The following is a 20,045-nucleotide window of genomic DNA, read 5'->3' as shown; positions in this document are numbered from 1 at the left end:
CATCGGGGCAGGGTTAAGGGGATACAGCCATGGCAATCGACGACAAGACCAGAACCGAGCTCGAGGCGGCCGCTTTCCGGCGTCTGGTCGATCATCTGAAGACGCGGACGGATGTCCAGAACATCGACCTGATGAATCTGGCGGGCTTCTGCCGCAACTGCCTGTCGAACTGGCTCAAGGAAGCCGCCGACGCGCAAGGCGTCGCTTTGAGCAAGGACGAGAGCCGGGAGGCCGTCTACGGAATGCCCTACGAGACCTGGAAAGCGAAATACCAGGGCACGGCGACGCCCGAGCAGCTCGAGACGATGAAGAAGGTGCATCCCCACGGCCACTGAGTTCGCGCACACCTGAGTCGCACCACACAACAGCTTTCTGCGCCCCGCAGCAGGAAGGTGTGGGCGCGCTGTGGACGAGCACGATGGTGCCTTGAACGCAGTCGGCGCCGACCCTAAGGGTTCTAGCCAGCACGCGCGGTGAGGATGCCGGCGTCACCTCGTTTTGCCAGTTCCATTGGGAGTACCTAGATGGCCACCTCCGCCGCCGTCCGCGACGACGAGCCCGCGACGAAATTTGCCAAGGACCAGCTCAAATCCATCATCGAGCGCATCGAGCGGCTGGAGGAAGAGAAGAAGGCGATCTCCGACGACATCCGCGACGTCTATGCCGAGAGCAAGGGCAACGGTTACGACGTCAAGGCGCTGCGCACCATCGTGCGCCTGCGCAAGCAGGACCCCAACGAGCGCGCCGAGGCCGAGACGATCCTCGAGACCTACATGCAGGCGTTGGGAATGATCTGAGGCGTCCTGCCTCGGACACCGCTGCCGCAGCCCGGATGGAACGCAAGCGAAATCCGGGATGTTTCGGCGTGCGCAGCTTTTCCCGGATGTCGCTTCGCTCATCCGGGCTACGAGACCGAGTCTGTGGAAACAGTCGCTTCGATCAGCGCAACGCGGCGGTGCGCACGACGAATGACGTCGTCTGGAGCTTGGCGGTGGCGCTGCCGGAGAAGGTCTCGCAGGACAGGCCCTGCATCGGATCGTCGGCAAAACCCATCGCGATCACGGCTCGCGGCTTGACGAAATAGGCGCGCAGCGCCGCCGTATCCAGCTCGCCCATCAGCGTGACCGACATCGCACGGCTGGCGCTCGGCGACAGCATCACGATCTTGAGCCAGATGCTCTCGCCCTTGGCGGCGGAGAGGCGCGTCGCGGTCGCGACCATGCCGTCGGTGCTCTTGCCGACCACCGTGTTGATCTCGGTCGCTTGAGCGAAGCTGCGCGATGCGGGGCGGGCCGAACGCGGGATCGGCGCGGAGGCTGCGACGACATTGGCGCGGTCAACCGGAGAGGCGGCCGGCGCGTAAGCCAGCGCCTGAAGAGCCGCGTTGGGCAGGCTCGCGGTTGGTTGCGGATCGGTGGCGGCGGCAAGGGCCTGGCGGGCCTTCAGTGCGGCGACCTGGGCCGGCGTCGCCTGCTGCGGCGCGGCCGGGACATCATCCCAGAAGCCGCGTGCATTGATGATGTCGGCCGGGGTTTCCGGCTTGCCGTCAACGGATTTGCCGGCAGCGGGCTTGTCAGCCACCGGCGCGGGCTTCGGCTTGGGCGGCGCAACGAGCTGCGCATCGGCCGAAGCGAGCTGGAAGGTTGCGGCGATCTGCGGCTTGGCGCGGGGCGTCGGCACCAGCTCGGCGGGCTTGGCGGCGGCTGCGACCACGGTCGGCGCGGACGGCTTCGCGGCCGTTGCGGGCGCGCCCTCGTCATCCTCGTCGCTGCTCGCGGCGGGAGCCGGCTTGCTCCTGAACAACGCGGCGAAGAAATTCGGCTTGCTGCCGGCGTCGTCGCCGCTGCCGCGTCGCTCGATCTCGGCCTTGGCGACCTCATAACCCTTCAGGGGCACGCCGTCGGTCGGCAGATGCACCGTCTTGCCGTCCGGGAAGACGCGGGCGAGCTGGTCATGCGTCATGCGCGGCCAGTGCCGGACGCTGCCGGTGTCCAGATGCACGAAGGGCGAGCCGGAGGTCGGATAGAAACCGACGCCGCCGCGCTGCAGGCGCAGGCCGGCGAAGCGGATCTGCTCCAGCGGCACGCCCGGGATGTAGAAGTCCATCGCATGTCCCAGCATGTGCTGGCTGGAGCGCGCCACGCCGGAGGAGCGGCGGCGGAGCATGGCGTTGGTGGCGGGGGAGCGGTAGGAGGAGATGATCTGGATCGGCTGCTTGCCGTCGACGTCGCGATAGACTTCCCAGAGGATGTCGAACAGGCGACGGTCCATCACCGTCTCGTCCTGGGTGCGCCAGTCGCGCAGGAAGTGGTTGAGCTGCTTCAGTGCCGCTTCGTCGTAGCGGCCGTCGCGCTTGAAGGTGACCGTGAGATCTTCGCCGGAATGGGTGTGATGGAAGGAGAGCGTCTTGGTCTCGTTCAGCGCGGCGGCGTCATGAACCGAGCCCGCGCCCGCAAGCAGCAATGCGGCAGTGAGGCCGATCCGCGAACCGGCCTTCACTCCCGCATGGGACAACGATAGCACAGCGAATTTGCGTGCGAGACCAGTCAGCACGTATGAGCCCACCCAGTCGACGAGCGTTCAAAATGGACTCTCCCGCCAACCCCGTTAGCAGCGTGAAGAGGATGAACGCTTTCTTAAAGCAAGAAGGTTAATTCGAGGTTGACCTTCCCGCCCCCAAACCAAGTCAGAATACGATCCTAACCGGTTGACTGTGGCAAAAAAACGCCCGCTGCCCGGACCCGGATCTACAATGGTTAACGTTAAACGGCCCCATCCATGGGAGGAGCCGTTGATTTCGTTGCGGTATTTAGAGTGGGGCCGCTTCAGGCTCAGCGGGTGAACACCCGCTGCGGGGGCCGGCGGCCGACCGGAGCCGGTGGCGGGGTGGGCGCCCCGAACAGCCGCTCGAAGAAGTTCGGACCGGAGGAGCCGAAGCCACCGCCATTGTTGGCCACCGCCACGCCTGAGGGCAGGGTGGTCGCCGGGCGCGAATAGCTCGGCTGCGAGTGCGCAACGACGGCCTCGAGATCCTTGCCGCGGTTGTTCTTCAGGATGTTGATCATGGTCGCGTCGCGGCCATAAACGTCCTTGCGGAACTGCAACTTGCCGGCATCGTCCACGAAGGCGGTCTGATAGGTGATGTTGACCGGGATCGGCGTCGGGAATTTCAGGTCGATCTCGCTCTTGCCGTACATGCTGCGCACGCGCTCGGGCGTGTACTTCTCGTTCGGCATGACGATGTTGAGCAGCACCGAGGCGTATTGATCCGGGTTCTGCACGCGCATGCAGCCATGGCTGAAGGCGCGATCTTCCCTGGCGAACAGGTTCTTGTCCGGCGTGTCGTGCTGATAGACCAGGAACTTGTTCGGGAAGTTGAAGCGGATGCGGCCGAGCGCGTTGGCCTCACCGGGCGGCTGCGAGATGTGCACCGAGCCGTCGCGGTTCTGCTCGAGCTTGAGGCCCATGCGCTGGAGCACGGTCGGGTCCTGCTGAAGCGCCGGCAGGTACTCGTTGTAGACGATCGACGGCGGCACGTTCCAGGTCGGGTTGACCGTGATGTACTTCATCGTCTCGGTCAGCAGCGGGGTCGCATGCGAACCCGGCTTGCCGGTGACGACGCGGGTGGTCCAGACCTGCTGGCCGCGCTGCATCACCTTCAACGTGTAGTCGGGGATGTTGAGAATCACATAGGCATCGCCCAGCGAGGGCGCGCCGAGGTCGCGCGGCAACCAGCGCCAGCGCTCCATGTTGACCAGCACGACGTCGATCTGCCTGTCGCGCTTGGGCGTATTGAGCGCCTTGACCGTCTTGTCGTCGAGAATGCCGGTCGGCTTCATCTCGGCGCTGCTCTGGAATTTGCGCACCGCGTCGGCGACGGCGGCGTCATAGCGGGTGTCGCTGGCGTTCTCGGCGAGGCCGAGCTTGGCGCGGAGCTGCGGCACGCGCGGATCTTCCACGACGATCTCGGCCTGCTTCTTGGTGGCCGCGGTGTATTTCAGCGCCGGACCGTCGGCGATCTCGATCACCGGGCCGTTGCCCTGACCGCGAAGCTCCGCGAGCTTGGCCTTCAGCTCCTTGTAGAGCTTGTGCGGCGGGTTGTAGCTGTCGAGCGCTGCGGAAGTGTCAGCTGCGGTCGTGACCTTGGCGAGCACCTCGTTCGGGTCGACCGGATGCTCGGGATAGAGGATGTCGCCGCTGACCTGCGACCAGTGCATGCGGCCGCTCTGCGCGTGGCGTGCATAGTCGAACATGCTGGCGGTGAGCTTGAGCTCGGCATCGGCCAGCGCATCGGGCGTGGTGGCGGCGGCGAAATCCGGCACCGGATAATCGGCGGGGCTGAGGCCGTCGGAGGCGGCGTCCTTCAGCCGGGCGATGACGCCCTTGGCTGCGGCGGTCAGGCTGCCGCCTTGCGTCCAAACCGGCGCGAAGTCCCGGGCTCCATAAAACTTCTCGATCGCCGCGCGCTCGTTCTTGCGGTCGAAATGGCGCGACGTCTTGGCGCCAATGATGTCCTTGAGCTTGTCGGCGACCGGCTGGTCGGCGGCGGGAACATTGCTCGCGGCCTTCACCGGCTCGACAGCCGGAGCGGGGGCTGCCGTCGCGGTGTCGGCCTTGGCGGGCTCGGTCTTCGCAGGCTCGGTTTTGGCAGGCTCAGTTTTGGCGGTCTCGCTCTTCGGCGCCGCGGTGGCGGGCGTGGTGGCGAGGTCGGAAGGCTTGGTCTCGACCTTGTCCGGGGCGGGGGCGATGTCAGCCTTCACGGGCTCCTTTGTCGGCTCCTTGGCGGAATCCTGGAGCGTGGCGGTGGTGTCGAGCCTGATGTCGGCTGCGGTCGGGGGCGGGACGTTGGCCGGCTCGGGACGCGGGATCGCGGCTTCGATCGCTAGCTCTGCCGCGCTGCTGCGCGCCTGATCCTGCGCCAGGGCCGAGCTGGCCGACACCGTGAGGAAGGTGGCCGCGACCGTCATCAAGACACGGTCAAAGCCCGCACGGTGGTTTAAACAGTTCCGCATTGTGTCGCACCCCTCGGGTGAACTGTCCCTCATGGAACAGCTTCGTTATCGCCTATTGAGCTTCGGCTAAATCGCGCCGGCCTCTCGAAAGTTGCACGCCTGCACGCAACGATTCCCACGCAGACGATATACAGGCCCCGGTTTTGCAGCCAGCGCTACCCGGGACAATTCACGCCAAACTGACTTCAAGGCAGCCTCTTGGCAACGGATTGTGCGCTTGCGTCACGCGCTTTTCCCTGTGTCTGTCACTTCCAAGTCACGGTTCAAGACGCAGTCGAATTCTGTCGTCGGGCGAACGGTTTACAGCCGGTCTCGCATCGCCCCGCGAAGCTGTGTTCGCATCAGGCTTAGTGCGTCTCCTCGCCGCTTTTCCCGCCATGTCCGGGAACCCCAGCCTCGTCGAGTTTGCGGTAGAGCGTCGACCGGCCGATCTTGAGGCGGCGAGCCACCTCAGACATCTGGCCGCGATAATGCGAGATCGCGAAGCGGATGATCTCGTTCTCCATGTCCTCGAGCGGGCGGACCTCGCCGGTCGGGGTCAGCATGGCGAGAGTTCCGGCGGTTGGGAGCGGCGCGATTGGTATTTCATTACCCGATACGACCGAAGGAGTGGCCGCCGGCTCGAGCATCAGCGGGGCGGTCGGAATCTCTGTGATGGGATGCGGCTGCGAAGCGAGCAGGGGGAAATCGCTGAGGCCGAGCTGGTCGCCGTCGCTCATCACCACGGCACGGTAGACCGCGTTCTCGAGCTGGCGGATGTTGCCGGGCCAGTCGAGCTGGGCGAGATGCGCCATCGCCTCGCCGCTGATGCTGGCGATCTGGCGGTTCTCCTCGGCGGCAAAGCGCACCAGGAAATGCCTGAGCAGATGCGGGATGTCCTCGCGCCGGGCCCGGAGCGAGGGGATCGTCAGCGGCAGCACGTGCAGACGATAGAACAGGTCTTCCCGGAAATGTCCCTGCTTCACCCGCTCCAGCAGCTTGCGATTGGTTGCCGAGACGATGCGGACGTCGACCTTGACCGGCTTGCGGCCACCGACCGCCTCGACGGCACCCTCCTGGAGCGCGCGCAAGAGCTTGACCTGAGCGGCCAGCGGCAGCTCGCTGACCTCGTCCAGAAACAGCGTGCCGCCATGGGCCTCGACGAACTTGCCCATGTGCCGCTCGGTGGCGCCGGTAAAAGCACCCTTCTCGTGGCCGAACAGGATGGATTCGACGAGGTTGTCGGGAATGGCGCCGCAATTGACGGCGACGAACGGCTTTGCCTTGCGCTCGCCGCTGCCATGGATGGCGCGCGCGAACATCTCCTTGCCGACGCCGGACTCACCTTCGATCAGAACGGGGATCGAGGAGTTCGCCGCCTTCTGCGCGGCGCGCATGACCGGCGCCATCGCCTCGGCGCGGGTGATGATATCGGAGAAGGTCAGCCGGCCCTCGCGGCTGTGCCGGATGCGCTGCAATTCGCCCTTGAGCGCGGAGACGTTGAGAGCGTTGCGCAGCGAAACCTGAAGCCGCTCCAGGCCGACCGGCTTGACCACGAAATCGGCCGCACCTGCGCGCATCGCCGAGATCACGTTGTCGATGCCGCCATGTGCGGTCTGCACGATGACGGGGACATTGAGGCCAGCTTCACGCATTTTCGCCAGCACGCCCATGCCGTCGAGGCCGGGCATCACGAGATCGAGGATGACACCGTCGATGGCCGGAGCATCGGGAGCGGTGAGGGCGGCGATCGCGGCATCGCCGGAGTCCACGACGACCGTCTCATAGCCGCATTTCTGCACCATGTTCTCGACCAGCCGGCGAGCCACGGCGTCGTCGTCGGCGATCAAAATACTGGCAGCCATGGTGTTCCCCGCACGCTACTACTATCTGTCTCGAATCGGGGCACTCTGGCCGAAGCCGATTAACGCACTCTTAAACCTTGACGTCCCCGCCCGCCGCCGCGCTTGTTGAACACAGGTTTCCCACACAATGAATTCGCGCTCCAAGTCTGCTCCCAGGAAGTCTGCTCTCAGGAAGTCTGCTCTCAAGAAATCTGCTCTCAAAATGCCCGCTCTCCGCAAGCCCGCCACCAAGACATCCGCCGTCAAGAAATCAGCCGCCAAGAACCCCGCTGCCGACAAATCCGCCGCCAAGACAAAGCCCTCCAAGACCTCACTTGCAAAGCCCGCGAGCAAGACCGGCAGGCTTCCCGAATGGAACCTGGCCGATCTCTATTCCGGGATCGATGCGCCGGAAGTCACGCGCGATCTCGACAAGATGGCTGCCGACTGCGTCGCGTTCGAGACGGACTACAAGGGCAAGCTGGCGACAGGGACAGCAAACGAAGATGGCGGAAAATGGCTCGCGGAGGCCGTGCGACGCTATGAGGCGATCGATGATCTCGCCGGTCGCCTCGGCTCCTATGCCGGGCTCGTCCATGCCGGCGACAGCATGGACCCTGCGATTTCAAAGTTTTACGGCGATGTCTCCGAGCGGCTGACGGCGGCATCGACGCATCTTCTGTTCTTTGCGCTCGAGCTCAATCGCGTCGATGACGATATTTTGAACCGCGCCATGCAGACTCCCGAGCTCGCGCATTACCGTCCGTGGATCGAGGATCTGCGCAAGGAGAAGCCGTATCAGCTCGACGACAAGCTGGAGCAGCTCTTCCTGGAGAAGGCGCAGACCGGCTATTCCGCCTTCAACCGGCTGTTCGACCAGACCATCTCCGGCCTGCGTTTCAAGGTCGGGTCCAAGGAGCTCGCGATCGAGCCGACGCTGAACCTGCTGCAGGACCGCGATGGCTCAAAGCGCAAGAGCGCGGCGGAAGCGCTGGCGAAAACGTTCAAGGCCAATGAGCGCACCTTTGCGCTGATCACCAACACGCTCGCCAAGGATAAGGATATCTCCGACCGCTGGCGCGGTTTTCAGGATGTCGCGGATTCCCGGCACCTCAACAACCGGGTCGAGCGCGAGGTGGTGGACGCGCTGGTGGCCTCGGTGCGTGCGGCCTATCCAAAGCTGTCGCATCGCTATTATGCGCTGAAGGCGAAGTGGTTCGGCAAGAAGCGGCTGGCCTATTGGGACCGCAACGCGCCGCTGCCGTTTGCCGCGACCGACGTCATCGCCTGGCCGGAGGCGCGAAGCATGGTGCTGACGGCCTATCGCGGCTTCTCGCCCAAGATGGCCGATATCGCCGAGCGCTTCTTCACCGATCGCTGGATCGACGCGCCGGTGCGGCCGGGCAAGGCGCCGGGTGCGTTCTCGCATCCGACCACGCCGTCCGCGCACCCCTACGTGCTCATGAACTACCAGGGCAAGCCGCGCGACGTGATGACGCTTGCTCACGAGCTCGGCCATGGTGTGCATCAGGTGCTGGCCGCGAAGAACGGCGCGCTGATGGCGCCGACGCCGCTGACGCTGGCGGAGACGGCAAGCGTGTTCGGCGAGATGCTGACCTTCCGACGGCTGCTGGCGCAGACCAAGAGCGCCAAGCAGCGCCAGGCGCTGCTGGCCGGCAAGGTCGAGGACATGATCAACACCGTGGTGCGGCAGATCGCGTTCTATTCCTTCGAGCGCGCGGTCCACACCGAGCGCAAGAACGGCGAGCTCACGGCGACGCGGCTCGGCGAGATCTGGCTGTCGGTGCAGGGCGAGAGCCTCGGGCCGGCGATCGAGATCAAGGCGGGTTACGAGAACTATTGGATGTACATCCCGCACTTCATCCACTCGCCGTTCTACGTCTACGCCTACGCCTTCGGCGATTGCCTCGTGAACTCGCTCTATGCCGTCTACGAGAATGCGGCCGAGGGCTTTGCCGAGCGCTACCTCGACATGCTCGCCGCCGGCGGCACCAAGCATTATTCCGAGCTGCTGCGGCCGTTCGGGCTGGACGCCAAGGATCCGAAATTCTGGGAGGGCGGGCTTAGCGTCATCGCCGGGATGATCGACGAGCTCGAGGCGATGGGCTGAGCCTCGTGCTGGCGCAAGTAAAACATCTGTTGAACCGGGTCTCTCGGGGTGTTATACATATGTATAACGCGCTGGAGCAGCCATGAAAATCGAGATCAAGAAGATCGGCAATTCGGACGGGTTGCTGCTGCCGCGCGAACTGATGCAGCGGCTCGATCTGAAGCGCGGGCAGCAATTGCATATCGTCGAATTGCCCGGCGGCGGTTTCCAGGCGTTGCCCTACGATCCGGATTTCGAGCGGACGATGGAAATCGCCGACGAGATCATGGACAAGTATCGCGATACGCTCGCTGCGCTCGCAAAATAGCCGGCTGACCGGATGAGCGAGCCTGAAGAGCCGCTTTGGATCAGCTATGAGCAGGCTGTCGCAATTCACAGCCGCCAGCTTCGCCGTTTTGGCGGTGCGCCGGGGCTACGCGATGACGGCATGCTGCGATCGGCGCTGGACCGGCCGATCAACAAATGGCGCTACCAGCAGGCTCCGCTGGATGAACTTGCCGCAGCCTACGCGTTTGGTCTCGCGAAGAACCATGCATTCGTCGATGGAAACAAGCGCATTGCCTTCATGGCGATGATGGTCTTCCTGCACAAGAACGGCGCGGCCTTCAGTCCCGATCCTGCGGAGGCGACAGCGATCATCCTATCACTTGCTGCTGGCGAAGTCAGCGAGGAGAGCCTTGCGCGCTGGATCCGCGACAATTGGGATTCCAAATGAGCCGATTTGCGGGAAAACCCCGCCTGCGTGCCGTTGCCCTGCCCGAAGCTTTGCGGTATTGCCACCCAGGAATTCGACTTTCGACTGGGGACAATCCATGGCTGACCATAGCGAAGTGGCCTACACCACCGCCGACGGCAACGACTATGTTGCCCACGAGCAGACCTATGAGGGCTTCATCAAGCTGGTGAAGTACGGCACGGCCTCGGTCGCGCTCATCGTGATCCTGATGGCGATCTTCCTCACCTGATCCATCGCCTGCCGCGCCGCCAGCGTCGTCGGTGCCCATAAAATTTGCATTCAAGCCGGTCCCAAAACCGGTATCCAACGTTGCGGGAGTAACGCTAAGTTCGCGTGCGCGCTTTTTCCCGCGTCGCCGGAGGCCTCATGAAGATTGCCGTTGCCAAGGAAATCGATCCGTCGGAGCCGCGCGTCGCCGCTTCGCCTGATACGGTGAAGAAGTTCAAGGCGTTAGGCGCCGAGATCGCCGTCGAGCCGGGCGCCGGCATCAAGTCGGGCCTGCCGGATTCCGAATTCACTGCCGCAGGTGCCACGGTCAGCACCGACGCGCTGAAAGATGCCGACATCATCATCAAGGTGAAGCGCCCCGAAGCCTCGGAGCTGTCGCAGTACAAGCGCGGCGCGCTCGTCATCGCCATCATGGATCCCTACGGCAACGAGGCCGCGCTGAAGACGATCGCCGATGCCGGCGTCTCCGCCTTCGCGATGGAGCTGATGCCGCGCATCACCCGCGCGCAGGTGATGGACGTATTGTCCTCGCAGGCGAACCTTGCCGGTTACCGCGCCGTAATCGAGGGCGCCGAGGCCTTCGGCCGCGCCTTTCCGATGATGATGACGGCGGCCGGCACCGTGCCTGCGGCCAAGGTGTTCGTGATGGGCGTCGGCGTCGCCGGCCTCCAGGCCATCGCGACCGCGCGCCGCTTAGGGGCCGTCGTGACCGCGACCGACGTGCGTCCCGCCACGAAAGAACAGGTCGAATCGCTCGGCGCAAAATTCCTCGCCGTCGAGGACGAAGAGTTCAAGAACGCGCAGACCGCCGGCGGCTACGCCAAGGAAATGTCCAAGGAATATCAGGCCAAGCAGGCCGCGCTCACCGCCGAGCACATCAAGAAGCAGGACATCGTGATCACCACCGCGCTGATCCCGGGCCGGCCGGCGCCGAAGCTGGTCAGCGCCGAGATGGTCAGGTCGATGAAGCCGGGCTCGGTGCTGGTCGATCTCGCCGTCGAGCGCGGCGGCAATGTCGAAGGCGCGAAGCCGGGCGAGGTCGTCGATCTCGATGGCATCAAGATCGTCGGCTACACCAATGTCGCCGGCCGCGTCGCGGCCTCGGCCTCCAGCCTCTACGCGCGCAACCTGTTCTCCTTCATCGAGACCATGGTCGACAAGAAGGAGAAGAAGCTCGCCGTCAACTGGGACGACGAGCTGGTCAAGGCGACCGCGCTGACGAAAGACGGCGCCGTCGTCCACCCGAACTTCCAGCCCAAATCGGCTTAATTGGGCATAAGGAGAGCCGCCATGGAGCATGTTGCACAGGTCGTCGACCCCTTCGTCTTCCGGCTGTCGATCTTCGTCCTCGCCGTCTTCGTCGGTTATTTCGTGGTGTGGTCGGTGACGCCGGCGCTGCACACCCCGCTGATGAGCGTGACCAACGCGATCTCCTCGGTGATCGTGGTCGGCGCGCTGCTCGCGGTCGGCGTCGGCATGGTTTCGAGCGGCTCGGGCTGGGCGCGCGGCTTCGGCTTCGTCGCGCTCGTCTTTGCCTGCGTCAACATTTTTGGCGGCTTCCTTGTCACCCAGCGCATGCTGGCGATGTACAAGAAGAAAGCCAAGTAAGCGGCCACCTCGGGCTGAAGGGATCAATGGGGACCTGAGATGAGCGCCAATCTCTCTGCATTCTTGTATCTCGTGGCGGGGGTGCTGTTCATCCTGTCGCTGCGCGGGCTGTCGAGCCCGGCGACGTCGCGCCAGGGCAATTTGTTCGGCATGATCGGCATGGGCATCGCGGTCGCGACCACGCTCGCCAGTCATCCGCCGGCGGACGGAGTCGCCTGGATCCTGGTGATCCTCGGTATCGCCATTGGTGGCGCCATCGGCGCGGTGATCGCGCGCCGCGTGCCGATGACCTCGATGCCGGAACTGGTCGCAGCCTTCCATTCACTGGTCGGCATGGCCGCCGTGCTGGTCGCCGCCGGCGCGTTCTACGCGCCCGAAGCCTTCGACATCGGCACGCCCGGCAACATCCATGCCTCCAGTCTGATCGAAATGTCGCTCGGCGTCGCCATCGGCGCGCTGACCTTCACCGGCTCGGTGATCGCGTTCCTGAAGCTGTCCGCGCGCATGAGCGGAGCGCCGATCATCCTGCCGTTCCGCCACATCATCAACATCGTGCTTGCATTGGCGCTGGTGTTCTTCATCTTCGGCCTGGTTCGTTCCGGCAGTGCGGTCGATTTCTGGCTGATCACCATCATCGCGCTGCTGCTCGGCGTGCTGATGATCATCCCGATCGGCGGCGCCGACATGCCGGTCGTGATCTCGATGCTGAACTCCTACTCCGGCTGGGCCGCGGCCGGCATCGGCTTCACGCTCGGCAATTCCGCGCTGATCATCACCGGCGCGCTGGTCGGCTCCTCCGGTGCGATCCTGTCCTACATCATGTGCCACGCGATGAACCGGTCCTTCATCTCGGTCATCCTTGGCGGCTTCGGCGGCGAGACCGCCGCGGCCGGCGGCGGTACGGGCGAGCAGAAGCCCGCCAAGCTCGGCTCGGCGGACGATGCGGCCTTCATCATGAAGAACGCGCAGAAGGTCATCATCGTGCCCGGCTACGGCATGGCGGTGGCGCAGGCCCAGCACGCGCTGCGCGAGATGGGCGACATCCTGAAGAAGGAAGGCGTCGAGGTGAAATACGCCATTCACCCGGTGGCAGGCCGTATGCCCGGCCACATGAACGTGCTGCTCGCCGAAGCCAACGTGCCCTATGACGAGGTGTTCGAGCTCGAGGACATCAACTCCGAATTCGCGCAGGCCGACATCGCCTTCGTGATCGGCGCCAATGATGTCACCAACCCGGCGGCCGAAGAGGACAAGACCTCGCCGATCTACGGCATGCCGGTGCTGCAGGTCTGGAAGGCCGGCACCGTGATGTTCATCAAGCGCTCGCTGGCCTCCGGTTATGCCGGCATCGACAATCCGCTGTTCTATCGCGACAACACAATGATGCTGCTCGGCGACGCCAAGAAGGTCACCGAGAACATCGTCAAGGCGATGTAGGCGCGAAGGAAGCGGACCGTGGCCATCGACAAGGAATGGCACCGGTCCCATCGCATGCCGCCCAAGGCGAGGCGCGAGCAGCGCGTCAAATGGCACGCGGCCCACAAGGCGGCGTGCGGCTGTCGCGACGTGCCGCCAAGCCTTCGGCCTGACGTCATGAAATTGCTGCGGAGCCGTCGCAAGCCCTGAGTTCAAACCGGGGCGGCCGCGCCATGATCACCATCGCCAAATGGACTGTCATCCTGCTCGTGACCGTCTATCTCGCCGGGCTCGTCGTGCTGTATCTCCGGCAGCGCGAGATGCTGTTTCCGATCCCGCCCGTCGGTCGCACTGCACCCGATGCCGCAGGTCTGCCCGAGGCAGAAGAGCATGTCCTGACCACCTCGGATGGCGAGAAGGTCATTGTCTGGCACGTGCCGGCGAAGTCCGGCCGTCCCGTGATCCTGTATTTCCCGGGCAACGGCGATTTTCTTGCGGGTCGTGTCAGCCGCTTCAAGGGCATGATTGCTGACGGCACCGGCCTCGTCGCGCTGTCCTATCGCGGCTATGCGGGCTCGAGCGGCGCGCCGAGCGAGCAGGGCCTGCTGCGCGACGCAGCCACCGCCTACGCTTTCACCAGCGCGCGCTATGGGACGGAACGAATCGTCGCCTGGGGTTTTTCGCTCGGGACGGGCGTGGCGATCGCGCTCGCCTCCGAACACGCCATCGGCAGATTGATCCTGGAGGCGCCGTACACTTCGACCGCCGACATTGCAGCATTGGCATTCCGGTATGTGCCAGTGCGCCTTCTCATGCGCGACCAGTTTCGCTCCGACGAACGGATCGCGCGCGTCACGGTGCCGCTGTTGGTGATGCATGGCACCAATGACCTTGTCATTTCGATCATGTTCGGAGAGCGTCTGTTCGCGCTCGCGCGCGAACCGAAGCAGTTCGTTCGCTTTGCGGGCGGCGGACATGACGATCTCGACAGTTTCGGTGCGGTCGAAACGGCAAGGCGCTTCATTGGATATTAGACGATTCGTCACGCGGCTCAGGGGCGTATCCCTCGTCGCCATGCTCGCCTTGTTGCCGCAGCAGGCCTGGGCCGCAACCGGGCTCGACGGTGCGGCGATGCGCTGGCCCTATGCGCTGCCCTTTGCCGGTCTGCTGTTGTCGATCGCGCTGGGGCCCTTGTTGTTTCCGAAGATCTGGCACCATCATTACGGCAAGATCGCCGCCGCCTGGTCGCTGGCCGCGCTCGTCTCGCTCGTGATTTTCGCCGGCGGCATGGCGACGCTGGCGGCGCTCGTCCACGCCATGCTCGCCGAATATCTCGGCTTCATCGTGCTGTTGTTCTCGCTCTATGTCGTGGCTGGGGGCATTCTCATCACCGGCGACATCAAGGCCACGCCGGCGATCAATGCCGGCATCCTCGCGCTCGGCACGTTGGGGGCGAGCGTCGTCGGCACCACGGGTGCCGCGATGATCCTGATCCGCCCCTTGATCCGTGCCAACCGGCCGCGGCGCCACAACACCCATGTCGTCATCTTCTTCATCATCCTGGTGGCCAATGTCGGCGGCGCGCTGAGCCCGCTCGGCGATCCCCCGCTCTTCGTCGGCTTCCTGCACGGCGTCGACTTCTTCTGGACCACGCGGGCCCTCTGGTTGCAGACCGCGATCGTAGCCGGACTGCTGCTCGCGATTTTCGTCGCCGTCGACGTCTGGCATTTCCGGAGCGAGCCGGTCGGTGACACCGGCCCGGCGCAGCCGGTCCGCATCCGCGGCCTCGTCAATCTGGTGCTGATCGCGGCCATCGTCGCGAGCCTGCTGGCCTCGGCGATGTGGAAGCCCGGCGTAGCCTTCGACATTCTCGGCACCAAGCTGGACCTCGAGGACGTCGTCCGCAATCTGGCGCTGCTGGCCATTGCGGCGCTGTCGGTGTGGCTGACGCCCGACGAGCACAGGCAGGCCAACGGCTTCACGTGGGAGCCCATCCGCGAGGTCGCAAAGCTGTTCGCCGGCATCTTCGTCGCCATCATCCCGGTCATTGCCATGCTCAATGCCGGCCATCACGGTGCGTTCGCATGGCTCCTCTCCGCCGTGACGGGGCCGGACGGCGCGCCGCGCGAGGTCGCCTATTTCTGGTTCACCGGCCTGATGTCCGCGTTCCTCGACAATGCTCCGACCTATTTGCTGTTCTTCGAGCTCGCCGGCGGCGACCCGCAAGTGCTGATGCACGAGCTCTCGGGTACGCTTGCCTCGATCTCGATGGGGGCCGTCTACATGGGAGCGCTCACCTATATCGGCAACGCGCCGAACTTCATGGTGAGCAGCATTGCCAGCGAGAGCGGCATCGAGATGCCAAGCTTCTTCGGCTATCTCCTGCGCGCGAGTGCCGTGCTGATCCCGCTGTTCCTGCTGCTGACGCTGCTGCCGGTCGCCCCGATCCTGCACTGGCATTGAATCTGTCGGCCGATTTGCTACTGCTCATTCAAGCAAATGGAAGTGGTGGATGAGCGCGCATAGTCCGATGCCCCGGTCGGCCTGGATCTTCCCGGGGCTGGCCGTGCTGTTGTTCGCAGCCGTCAGCGCGACGGGCTACGCGTTCACGCTCTCGCCGAGCGGGCTCGTCTTCGCGACCGTGCTGCTCGTCATCCTGTTCGGCACGGTGTTCGCCGCGGTTCATCATGCCGAAGTGATCGCCGAACGGGTCGGCGAGCCCTATGGCACGCTGGTGCTGACGCTCTCGGTGACCATCATCGAGGTGGCGCTGATCACCACGATCATGCTCGGTGACAAGCCCGCGCCGGCGCTGGCGCGCGACACCGTGTTCGCCGTGGTCATGATCGTCTGCAATGGCCTCGTCGGGCTCTGCATCTTCATCGGCGGCCTGCGCTATCGCGAACAGGGTTTTCAGCTCTCCGGCGCCAACGTCTATCTCAGCGTCCTGTTCGCGCTCGCGACCATCACGCTGATCATGCCCAACTACACGACCAGCACGCCGGGGCCGGTCTATTCGGCAGCTCAGCTCGGTTTCGTCGACGTCGTCACGCTCGCGCTGTACGGGGTGTTTCTCTACACCCAGACGGTCCTGCACAAGGATTACTTCGTCCATGAACGGGCGGACGGGGACAGCGGCGCGGTGCATCTGTCGGGCGGAAAGCTCGTGCTCAGCATCCTGCTGCTGCTGATTGCACTGCTGGCGGTGGTGCTGCTCGCCAAGAAGTTCTCGCTGGTGGTCGATGCCGTTGCGGTCAGGATCGGCGCGCCCCCGGCCTTTGCCGGCCTTCTGGTCGCGCTCCTGATCCTGATGCCGGAAGGCGTCGCGGCCGTAGCTGCGGCCCGCAGGAACGATCTGCAAAAGAGTATCAACCTCGCGCTGGGCTCGTCGCTCGCCACCATCGGGCTGACGATTCCGGCCGTCGGCATCGCCACCTACGCGCTCGACAAGGAGCTCGAGCTCGGCCTCAGCGACCAGGGCAGCGTGCTCCTGCTCCTGACCTTCTTCCTGAGCATGCTGACCTTCGGCACAGGCAGAACAAACGTCCTGTTCGGGCTGGTCCATATGGTGGTATTTGCCGTCTACGTATTCATGGTTTTCGTGCCCTGAACCCATTTTGCGCGTCCGCCGCCCTCACCGGCCGGATCGCGTCCCAGGAGAGTTCCGATGCTTGCCGCCAGATCCGAGGTTCAGGTCGATAACGAACAGGTCCGGGTGACCGAATGGCGGCTCGGTCCGGGCAGCGCCACCGGGCATCACACCCACGGCATGGATTACGTGATTGTTCCCGTGGTCGCCGGCGAAATGACCATCGTGGCGCCCAATGGCGAGCGGTCCAAGGCGCAGCTTGCGGCCGGGAAATCCTATTTCCGCAAGGCGGGCGTCCAACATGACGTACTTAACGAAACCTCAACCGAGATCGTGTTCCTTGAGATCGAGCTGAAGCCGTAAGTCCGGCCTTAACACTTGCCATCGATCCGTCGCAGTTGATCCCTTACAATGCCCCAAAGTTCCCGCATCAGATCGCGGGGAGTGGCCGGAATGCTGAAATACCTCGCTAAAATTTCGATGGATATTTTCCCCTCGGTGCTCGCGACGATCATCGGGGCGTACATCGTTAACCACTACATCAACGCCAAGCCGGCGGCTGATGCCCCTGCGGCCGTGGTGGCCCCTTCCCAGGCCGGCAGCGACGGCAAGCCGACGGACACCGCCAACCTTCCTGGGCCCGGCGTCAAGGCCAAGGGCATCTCGGAGAAGAGCGTCTCCGACAAGGGTATGACGGACAAGGCGCCGGCCGAGAAGCCCGCCGAGAAGCGTGAGAGCAAGGCTGCAGACGTCGCGCCTGCCGACGCCCCCTCGCATGGCCGCCCCCCCGCGCGCGAGAAGGCCGCCGCGAAGGCGACCCCGCCAACCACTGCACCGGTCGCGGAGGCCAATGCCGCGCCGGCCGGAGCGTCCCAGGCTGCGACCCCCGACGCCAACGACTTGGCGCGCGCCGCCATCGAGCGTCTTCGCAAGTCGCCTGAGGGCAAAGCTGCCGAAGCCAAATCTGCCGAGACCAAGCCGGTCGAGCGGACATCCGAGCCCGCGGTGCGCGAAGCTACTCGCGTTCCCGAGGCTCCGCGCGTCATCACAACGGAGCCCTCAGCGGTCCGTCCGCTGCCGCCGCCGATCACGGTGTCCACGCCCTCGTCGGAGACCTATGGCAATGGCGGTCCGTCGCCGTCTTACACGGCCTCGGTCGGCAACGACGACCCGAATCGGATCTCGCCGCCGGCGGACATTCCCGTGCCGGTGATCGCGCCGCCGCTCGATCTGCGCGCCGATGCCGGTGCCACCATGCCCCGGCCGAAGAAGACCAATGTGGCCGACGAGATGCTGTCGGGCATGAAGTCGATGTTCCACTCCGTTCTGCCCAAGAGCGCCACTCCGGACTAAGACAGCGTCTGCGCCGGGTCCAAGCCGTCAGCCGCCGACGCGGGCGAGGCCGCTGCGTGCGGTGTCGTCGCGTGGACGAAGCGAGACGGCCCTGGTGTAGGATGCCGCCGCCTTGGCCTTGTCGCCCAGCCGTTCATAGGCCTGTCCGCGCGTAGTCCAGACCTGCGCGTTGTGCGGATCCGCCTCGGAGGCCTCATCCAGGTCGGCTGCGGCCTCCTTGATCTTGCCGAGCGCGAGATAGCTGGTGGCGCGGCCGAGCAGTGGTTCGACCTTCTGAGGGTTGAGTCCGCTCGCGGCGCTGAAATCGGCGATCGCGAAGTCGTGCTGATGATTGGCCTGGTAGATCAGGGCACGGCCATAAAGCGCCTGCGCATTGTAGGGGTCGAGACCGACCGCGCGATTGAACTCGTCGAGCGCTGCCGCGGTCTCGCCTGACTTCGCCAGGGATTGGGCTTTTGCGGTGTGGGCCTGAGCTTCGGTGACGTTGCCGGAGCTCACCGCGCTCTCAGCGGGCATGGCCGCCTTGGGCGCCTCCTGCGGCTTGTCCCTCTCCGGCATCAACGATCCCAGATCGAAGGAGCAGCCGCAAAGTGCAGTCCCCATCAAAGCCAGCGCGAACGGCTGCCAGATCCGGCGTCGCCGCGTCAAGCCGCGCTCGGGGAAAGGGGAGGCCATTTACGGTTCGCTCGCGCTCGTGCCGCACTGGTAGTGCCCCGTCCCAGAAAGGCACCGCTCACAAACAATAACGCGGGCCAGGGGCCCGCGTCATCGGAAACTGAAGTCTTGCAAGATCCGGTAGATCAGCGCGGTCCGCGCGGACCTGCACCCGGGCCGCCACGGCCGCCGCGATCACCGCCGGGGCCGGCGCCGAACACCGGCTTCGGCTTCATCGGCAGCAGGCCTTCGCGCTGCAGCTTCTTGCGGGCCAGCTTGCGCGCGCGGCGCACGGCTTCAGCCTTTTCGCGGGCCTTCTTCTCGGAGGGCTTCTCGTAGTGACCGCGGAGCTTCATCTCGCGGAAAATTCCCTCGCGCTGCATCTTCTTCTTCAGCGCCTTGAGGGCTTGATCGACATTGTTATCGCGAACGAGAACCTGCACGCGGCATCCTCTTCAGTGGATCGGATTTGAATTCTGGTAAGACGAAGGGGATGGCGAAACGCGCAAGCCCTTAACCTTGAGGGCGCCCATGTATCAGACAAAACCTGCAATGTCCACCGGCCAAGCGGGGATTCGGGCCAAGTTCAGCCATTAAATGAGGCAAAATACCTCCGTGCGGCCCTGATTTGGGAGATTTGACGCCAATGATGGGGCCGTTTCCGGAGCTTTGTTCCGGAATCTTGCAAGCAGGGGACTACACATGGATATCAAGAAATACGCTGCAGAAGCCATCGGGACCTTTTGGCTCACATTCGCAGGCTGCGGGAGCGCGGTGATCGCCGCCGGCTTTCCGCAGGTCGGAATCGGCCTGGTCGGTGTTTCCCTCGCGTTCGGACTCAGCGTGGTCACCATGGCCTATGCGATCGGCCATATCTCGGGTTGCCATCTCAACCCGGCGGTCACCGTCGGTCTTGCAGCCGGCGGCCGTTTTCCCGCCGGGCAGATCCTGCCCTATGTGATTGCCCAGGTGGCTGGTGCGATCGTGGCTGCATGGCTTCTCTATGTCATCGCGAGCGGGGCTCCCGGCTTCGACGTCGGCAAGGGCTTCGCATCCAACGGCTTTGACGCGCATTCGCCCGGCCAGTACAGCATGATCGTGTGCTTCCTTACCGAGGTGGTGATGACCATGATGTTCCTGTTCATCATCATGGGCGCCACCCACGGCCGCGCGCCCGCGGGCTTTGCGCCGCTTGCGATCGGGCTCGCGCTGGTGATGATCCATCTCGTCAGCATTCCCGTCACCAACACGTCGGTGAACCCGGCGCGCAGCACGGGTCCTGCGCTGTTCGTCGGTGGCTGGGCGACAGCGCAGCTTTGGCTGTTCTGGGTCGCACCGCTGATCGGCGGCGCGCTGGGCGGGGTGATCTATCGCTGGCTCAGCGAGGAGCCCGCAGGCGTCGTCGCGGGCGCGAAGACGGCGTAGAGAGCGTTTTCGAGCGAAGTGGATGCCGGTTCGCGTCAAGAGAACGCGTCAGAAGGAAATTGCCAAGCGG

The 20,045-nt window shown here is 64.5% G+C and carries 21 protein-coding genes; 16 read left to right on the top strand and 5 right to left on the bottom strand.

Annotated elements, in window-relative coordinates; translation table 11 throughout:
- The first annotated feature begins 29 nt into the window (after nt 1-29).
- Both AC066S_RS26310 and AC066S_RS26305 read left to right on the top strand, forming a co-directional pair.
- Complete coding sequence (locus AC066S_RS26310; protein ID WP_126258791.1) at nt 30-335, top strand: DUF1244 domain-containing protein; 306 nt, start codon at nt 30-32, stop codon at nt 333-335.
- A 189-nt stretch (nt 336-524) separates the two neighbouring features.
- Nucleotides 525-797, top strand: a complete 273-nt coding sequence (locus AC066S_RS26305) for a DUF2312 domain-containing protein (protein WP_008546273.1) — start codon at nt 525-527, stop codon at nt 795-797.
- A gap of 142 nt (nt 798-939) precedes the next feature.
- On the opposite strand, the gene mepK is transcribed toward AC066S_RS26305, so the two are convergent.
- From mepK to AC066S_RS26290, 3 genes are all read right to left on the bottom strand, one after another.
- Nucleotides 940-2,565 carry a peptidoglycan L,D-endopeptidase MepK gene (gene mepK, locus AC066S_RS26300; protein WP_478270987.1) on the bottom strand — a complete coding sequence of 542 codons (1,626 nt, stop codon included), beginning with the start codon at nt 2,563-2,565 and terminating at the stop codon, nt 940-942.
- Between the two features lie 266 nt (nt 2,566-2,831).
- The gene (locus AC066S_RS26295; protein ID WP_478270986.1) at nt 2,832-5,012 is read right to left on the bottom strand and encodes a L,D-transpeptidase scaffold domain-containing protein; all 2,181 of its coding nucleotides are present in this window, start codon (nt 5,010-5,012) and stop codon (nt 2,832-2,834) included.
- 347 nt (nt 5,013-5,359) lie between these two features.
- Nucleotides 5,360-6,856 (bottom strand): sigma-54-dependent transcriptional regulator, encoded by a 1,497-nt coding sequence (locus tag AC066S_RS26290; RefSeq protein ID WP_126258794.1) that lies wholly within the window; start codon nt 6,854-6,856, stop codon nt 5,360-5,362.
- A 202-nt stretch (nt 6,857-7,058) separates the two neighbouring features.
- On the opposite strand from AC066S_RS26290, the gene AC066S_RS26285 reads away from it, so the two are divergent.
- The 13 genes from AC066S_RS26285 to AC066S_RS26225 all read left to right on the top strand — a co-directional run bounded on the left by AC066S_RS26285 (nt 7,059) and on the right by AC066S_RS26225 (nt 17,896).
- Nucleotides 7,059-8,966: a M3 family oligoendopeptidase gene (locus AC066S_RS26285; protein ID WP_478270985.1), complete on the top strand. Its 1,908-nt coding sequence runs from the start codon at nt 7,059-7,061 to the stop codon at nt 8,964-8,966.
- Between the two features lie 82 nt (nt 8,967-9,048).
- Nucleotides 9,049-9,273 carry an AbrB/MazE/SpoVT family DNA-binding domain-containing protein gene (locus AC066S_RS26280; RefSeq protein ID WP_061850860.1) on the top strand — a complete coding sequence of 75 codons (225 nt, stop codon included), beginning with the start codon at nt 9,049-9,051 and terminating at the stop codon, nt 9,271-9,273.
- 12 nt (nt 9,274-9,285) lie between these two features.
- Nucleotides 9,286-9,681, top strand: a complete 396-nt coding sequence (locus tag AC066S_RS26275; protein WP_135170764.1) for a type II toxin-antitoxin system death-on-curing family toxin — start codon at nt 9,286-9,288, stop codon at nt 9,679-9,681.
- A gap of 97 nt (nt 9,682-9,778) precedes the next feature.
- Nucleotides 9,779-9,931 (top strand): aa3-type cytochrome c oxidase subunit IV, encoded by a 153-nt coding sequence (locus AC066S_RS26270; protein WP_008136857.1) that lies wholly within the window; start codon nt 9,779-9,781, stop codon nt 9,929-9,931.
- Between the two features lie 137 nt (nt 9,932-10,068).
- Complete coding sequence (locus AC066S_RS26265) at nt 10,069-11,199, top strand: Re/Si-specific NAD(P)(+) transhydrogenase subunit alpha (RefSeq protein WP_478270984.1); 1,131 nt, start codon at nt 10,069-10,071, stop codon at nt 11,197-11,199.
- 21 nt (nt 11,200-11,220) lie between these two features.
- Nucleotides 11,221-11,538, top strand: a complete 318-nt coding sequence (locus AC066S_RS26260; RefSeq protein ID WP_135170766.1) for a proton-translocating transhydrogenase family protein — start codon at nt 11,221-11,223, stop codon at nt 11,536-11,538.
- A gap of 39 nt (nt 11,539-11,577) precedes the next feature.
- On the top strand, nt 11,578-12,975 hold the full coding sequence (locus AC066S_RS26255; RefSeq protein ID WP_135170767.1) for an NAD(P)(+) transhydrogenase (Re/Si-specific) subunit beta: 1,398 nt from the start codon (nt 11,578-11,580) through the stop codon (nt 12,973-12,975).
- Nucleotides 12,976-12,993: 18 nt separating this feature from the next.
- Complete coding sequence (locus AC066S_RS26250; RefSeq protein WP_478270983.1) at nt 12,994-13,164, top strand: hypothetical protein; 171 nt, start codon at nt 12,994-12,996, stop codon at nt 13,162-13,164.
- A gap of 26 nt (nt 13,165-13,190) precedes the next feature.
- Nucleotides 13,191-13,988, top strand: a complete 798-nt coding sequence (locus AC066S_RS26245) for an alpha/beta hydrolase (protein ID WP_478271027.1) — start codon at nt 13,191-13,193, stop codon at nt 13,986-13,988.
- 97 nt (nt 13,989-14,085) lie between these two features.
- A complete protein-coding gene (locus AC066S_RS26240) occupies nt 14,086-15,417 on the top strand; it encodes a sodium:proton antiporter (protein WP_478271026.1) in 1,332 nt (443 codons plus the stop codon).
- Between the two features lie 49 nt (nt 15,418-15,466).
- A complete protein-coding gene (locus AC066S_RS26235; protein ID WP_478270982.1) occupies nt 15,467-16,564 on the top strand; it encodes a calcium:cation antiporter in 1,098 nt (365 codons plus the stop codon).
- Between the two features lie 57 nt (nt 16,565-16,621).
- Nucleotides 16,622-16,906: a cupin domain-containing protein gene (locus AC066S_RS26230; protein WP_126258802.1), complete on the top strand. Its 285-nt coding sequence runs from the start codon at nt 16,622-16,624 to the stop codon at nt 16,904-16,906.
- Between the two features lie 90 nt (nt 16,907-16,996).
- Nucleotides 16,997-17,896 carry a hypothetical protein gene (locus AC066S_RS26225; protein WP_478270981.1) on the top strand — a complete coding sequence of 300 codons (900 nt, stop codon included), beginning with the start codon at nt 16,997-16,999 and terminating at the stop codon, nt 17,894-17,896.
- A gap of 27 nt (nt 17,897-17,923) precedes the next feature.
- Here AC066S_RS26225 and AC066S_RS26220 read toward each other — a convergent pair whose 3' ends face one another.
- Both AC066S_RS26220 and rpsU read right to left on the bottom strand, forming a co-directional pair.
- Entirely contained in the window at nt 17,924-18,571 is a 648-nt protein-coding gene (locus AC066S_RS26220) for a tetratricopeptide repeat protein (RefSeq protein WP_478270980.1), read from the bottom strand.
- Between the two features lie 125 nt (nt 18,572-18,696).
- Entirely contained in the window at nt 18,697-18,993 is a 297-nt protein-coding gene (gene rpsU, locus AC066S_RS26215; protein WP_008546194.1) for a 30S ribosomal protein S21, read from the bottom strand.
- Between the two features lie 259 nt (nt 18,994-19,252).
- Between rpsU and aqpZ the strand changes: the two genes are divergently transcribed.
- Nucleotides 19,253-19,975 (top strand): aquaporin Z, encoded by a 723-nt coding sequence (gene aqpZ / locus AC066S_RS26210; RefSeq protein WP_126258805.1) that lies wholly within the window; start codon nt 19,253-19,255, stop codon nt 19,973-19,975.
- Nucleotides 19,976-20,045 lie beyond the last annotated feature (70 nt).

This window comes from Bradyrhizobium sp. CFUWI, from assembly GCF_056429085.1.
The sequence above is the reverse complement of the archived record's forward strand: the minus strand, read 5'-3'. Positions and strand labels throughout refer to the sequence as shown.

Excerpts from the sequence above, each read along its gene's own strand:
- AC066S_RS26310 (WP_126258791.1), top strand. The coding sequence starts at position 30 with ATGGCAATCGACGACAAGACCAGAACCGAGCTCGAGGCGGCCGCTTTC.
- AC066S_RS26305 (WP_008546273.1), top strand. The coding sequence starts at position 525 with ATGGCCACCTCCGCCGCCGTCCGCGACGACGAGCCCGCGACGAAATTT.
- AC066S_RS26295 (WP_478270986.1), bottom strand. The coding sequence starts at position 5,012 with ATGCGGAACTGTTTAAACCACCGTGCGGGCTTTGACCGTGTCTTGATG.
- AC066S_RS26290 (WP_126258794.1), bottom strand. The coding sequence starts at position 6,856 with ATGGCTGCCAGTATTTTGATCGCCGACGACGACGCCGTGGCTCGCCGG.
- AC066S_RS26285 (WP_478270985.1), top strand. The coding sequence starts at position 7,059 with ATGCCCGCTCTCCGCAAGCCCGCCACCAAGACATCCGCCGTCAAGAAA.
- AC066S_RS26280 (WP_061850860.1), top strand. The coding sequence starts at position 9,049 with ATGAAAATCGAGATCAAGAAGATCGGCAATTCGGACGGGTTGCTGCTG.
- AC066S_RS26275 (WP_135170764.1), top strand. The coding sequence starts at position 9,286 with ATGAGCGAGCCTGAAGAGCCGCTTTGGATCAGCTATGAGCAGGCTGTC.
- AC066S_RS26270 (WP_008136857.1), top strand. The coding sequence starts at position 9,779 with ATGGCTGACCATAGCGAAGTGGCCTACACCACCGCCGACGGCAACGAC.
- AC066S_RS26265 (WP_478270984.1), top strand. The coding sequence starts at position 10,069 with ATGAAGATTGCCGTTGCCAAGGAAATCGATCCGTCGGAGCCGCGCGTC.
- AC066S_RS26260 (WP_135170766.1), top strand. The coding sequence starts at position 11,221 with ATGGAGCATGTTGCACAGGTCGTCGACCCCTTCGTCTTCCGGCTGTCG.
- AC066S_RS26255 (WP_135170767.1), top strand. The coding sequence starts at position 11,578 with ATGAGCGCCAATCTCTCTGCATTCTTGTATCTCGTGGCGGGGGTGCTG.
- AC066S_RS26240 (WP_478271026.1), top strand. The coding sequence starts at position 14,086 with ATGCGCTGGCCCTATGCGCTGCCCTTTGCCGGTCTGCTGTTGTCGATC.
- AC066S_RS26235 (WP_478270982.1), top strand. The coding sequence starts at position 15,467 with ATGAGCGCGCATAGTCCGATGCCCCGGTCGGCCTGGATCTTCCCGGGG.
- AC066S_RS26230 (WP_126258802.1), top strand. The coding sequence starts at position 16,622 with ATGCTTGCCGCCAGATCCGAGGTTCAGGTCGATAACGAACAGGTCCGG.
- AC066S_RS26225 (WP_478270981.1), top strand. The coding sequence starts at position 16,997 with ATGCTGAAATACCTCGCTAAAATTTCGATGGATATTTTCCCCTCGGTG.
- AC066S_RS26220 (WP_478270980.1), bottom strand. The coding sequence starts at position 18,571 with ATGGCCTCCCCTTTCCCCGAGCGCGGCTTGACGCGGCGACGCCGGATC.
- aqpZ (WP_126258805.1), top strand. The coding sequence starts at position 19,253 with ATGGATATCAAGAAATACGCTGCAGAAGCCATCGGGACCTTTTGGCTC.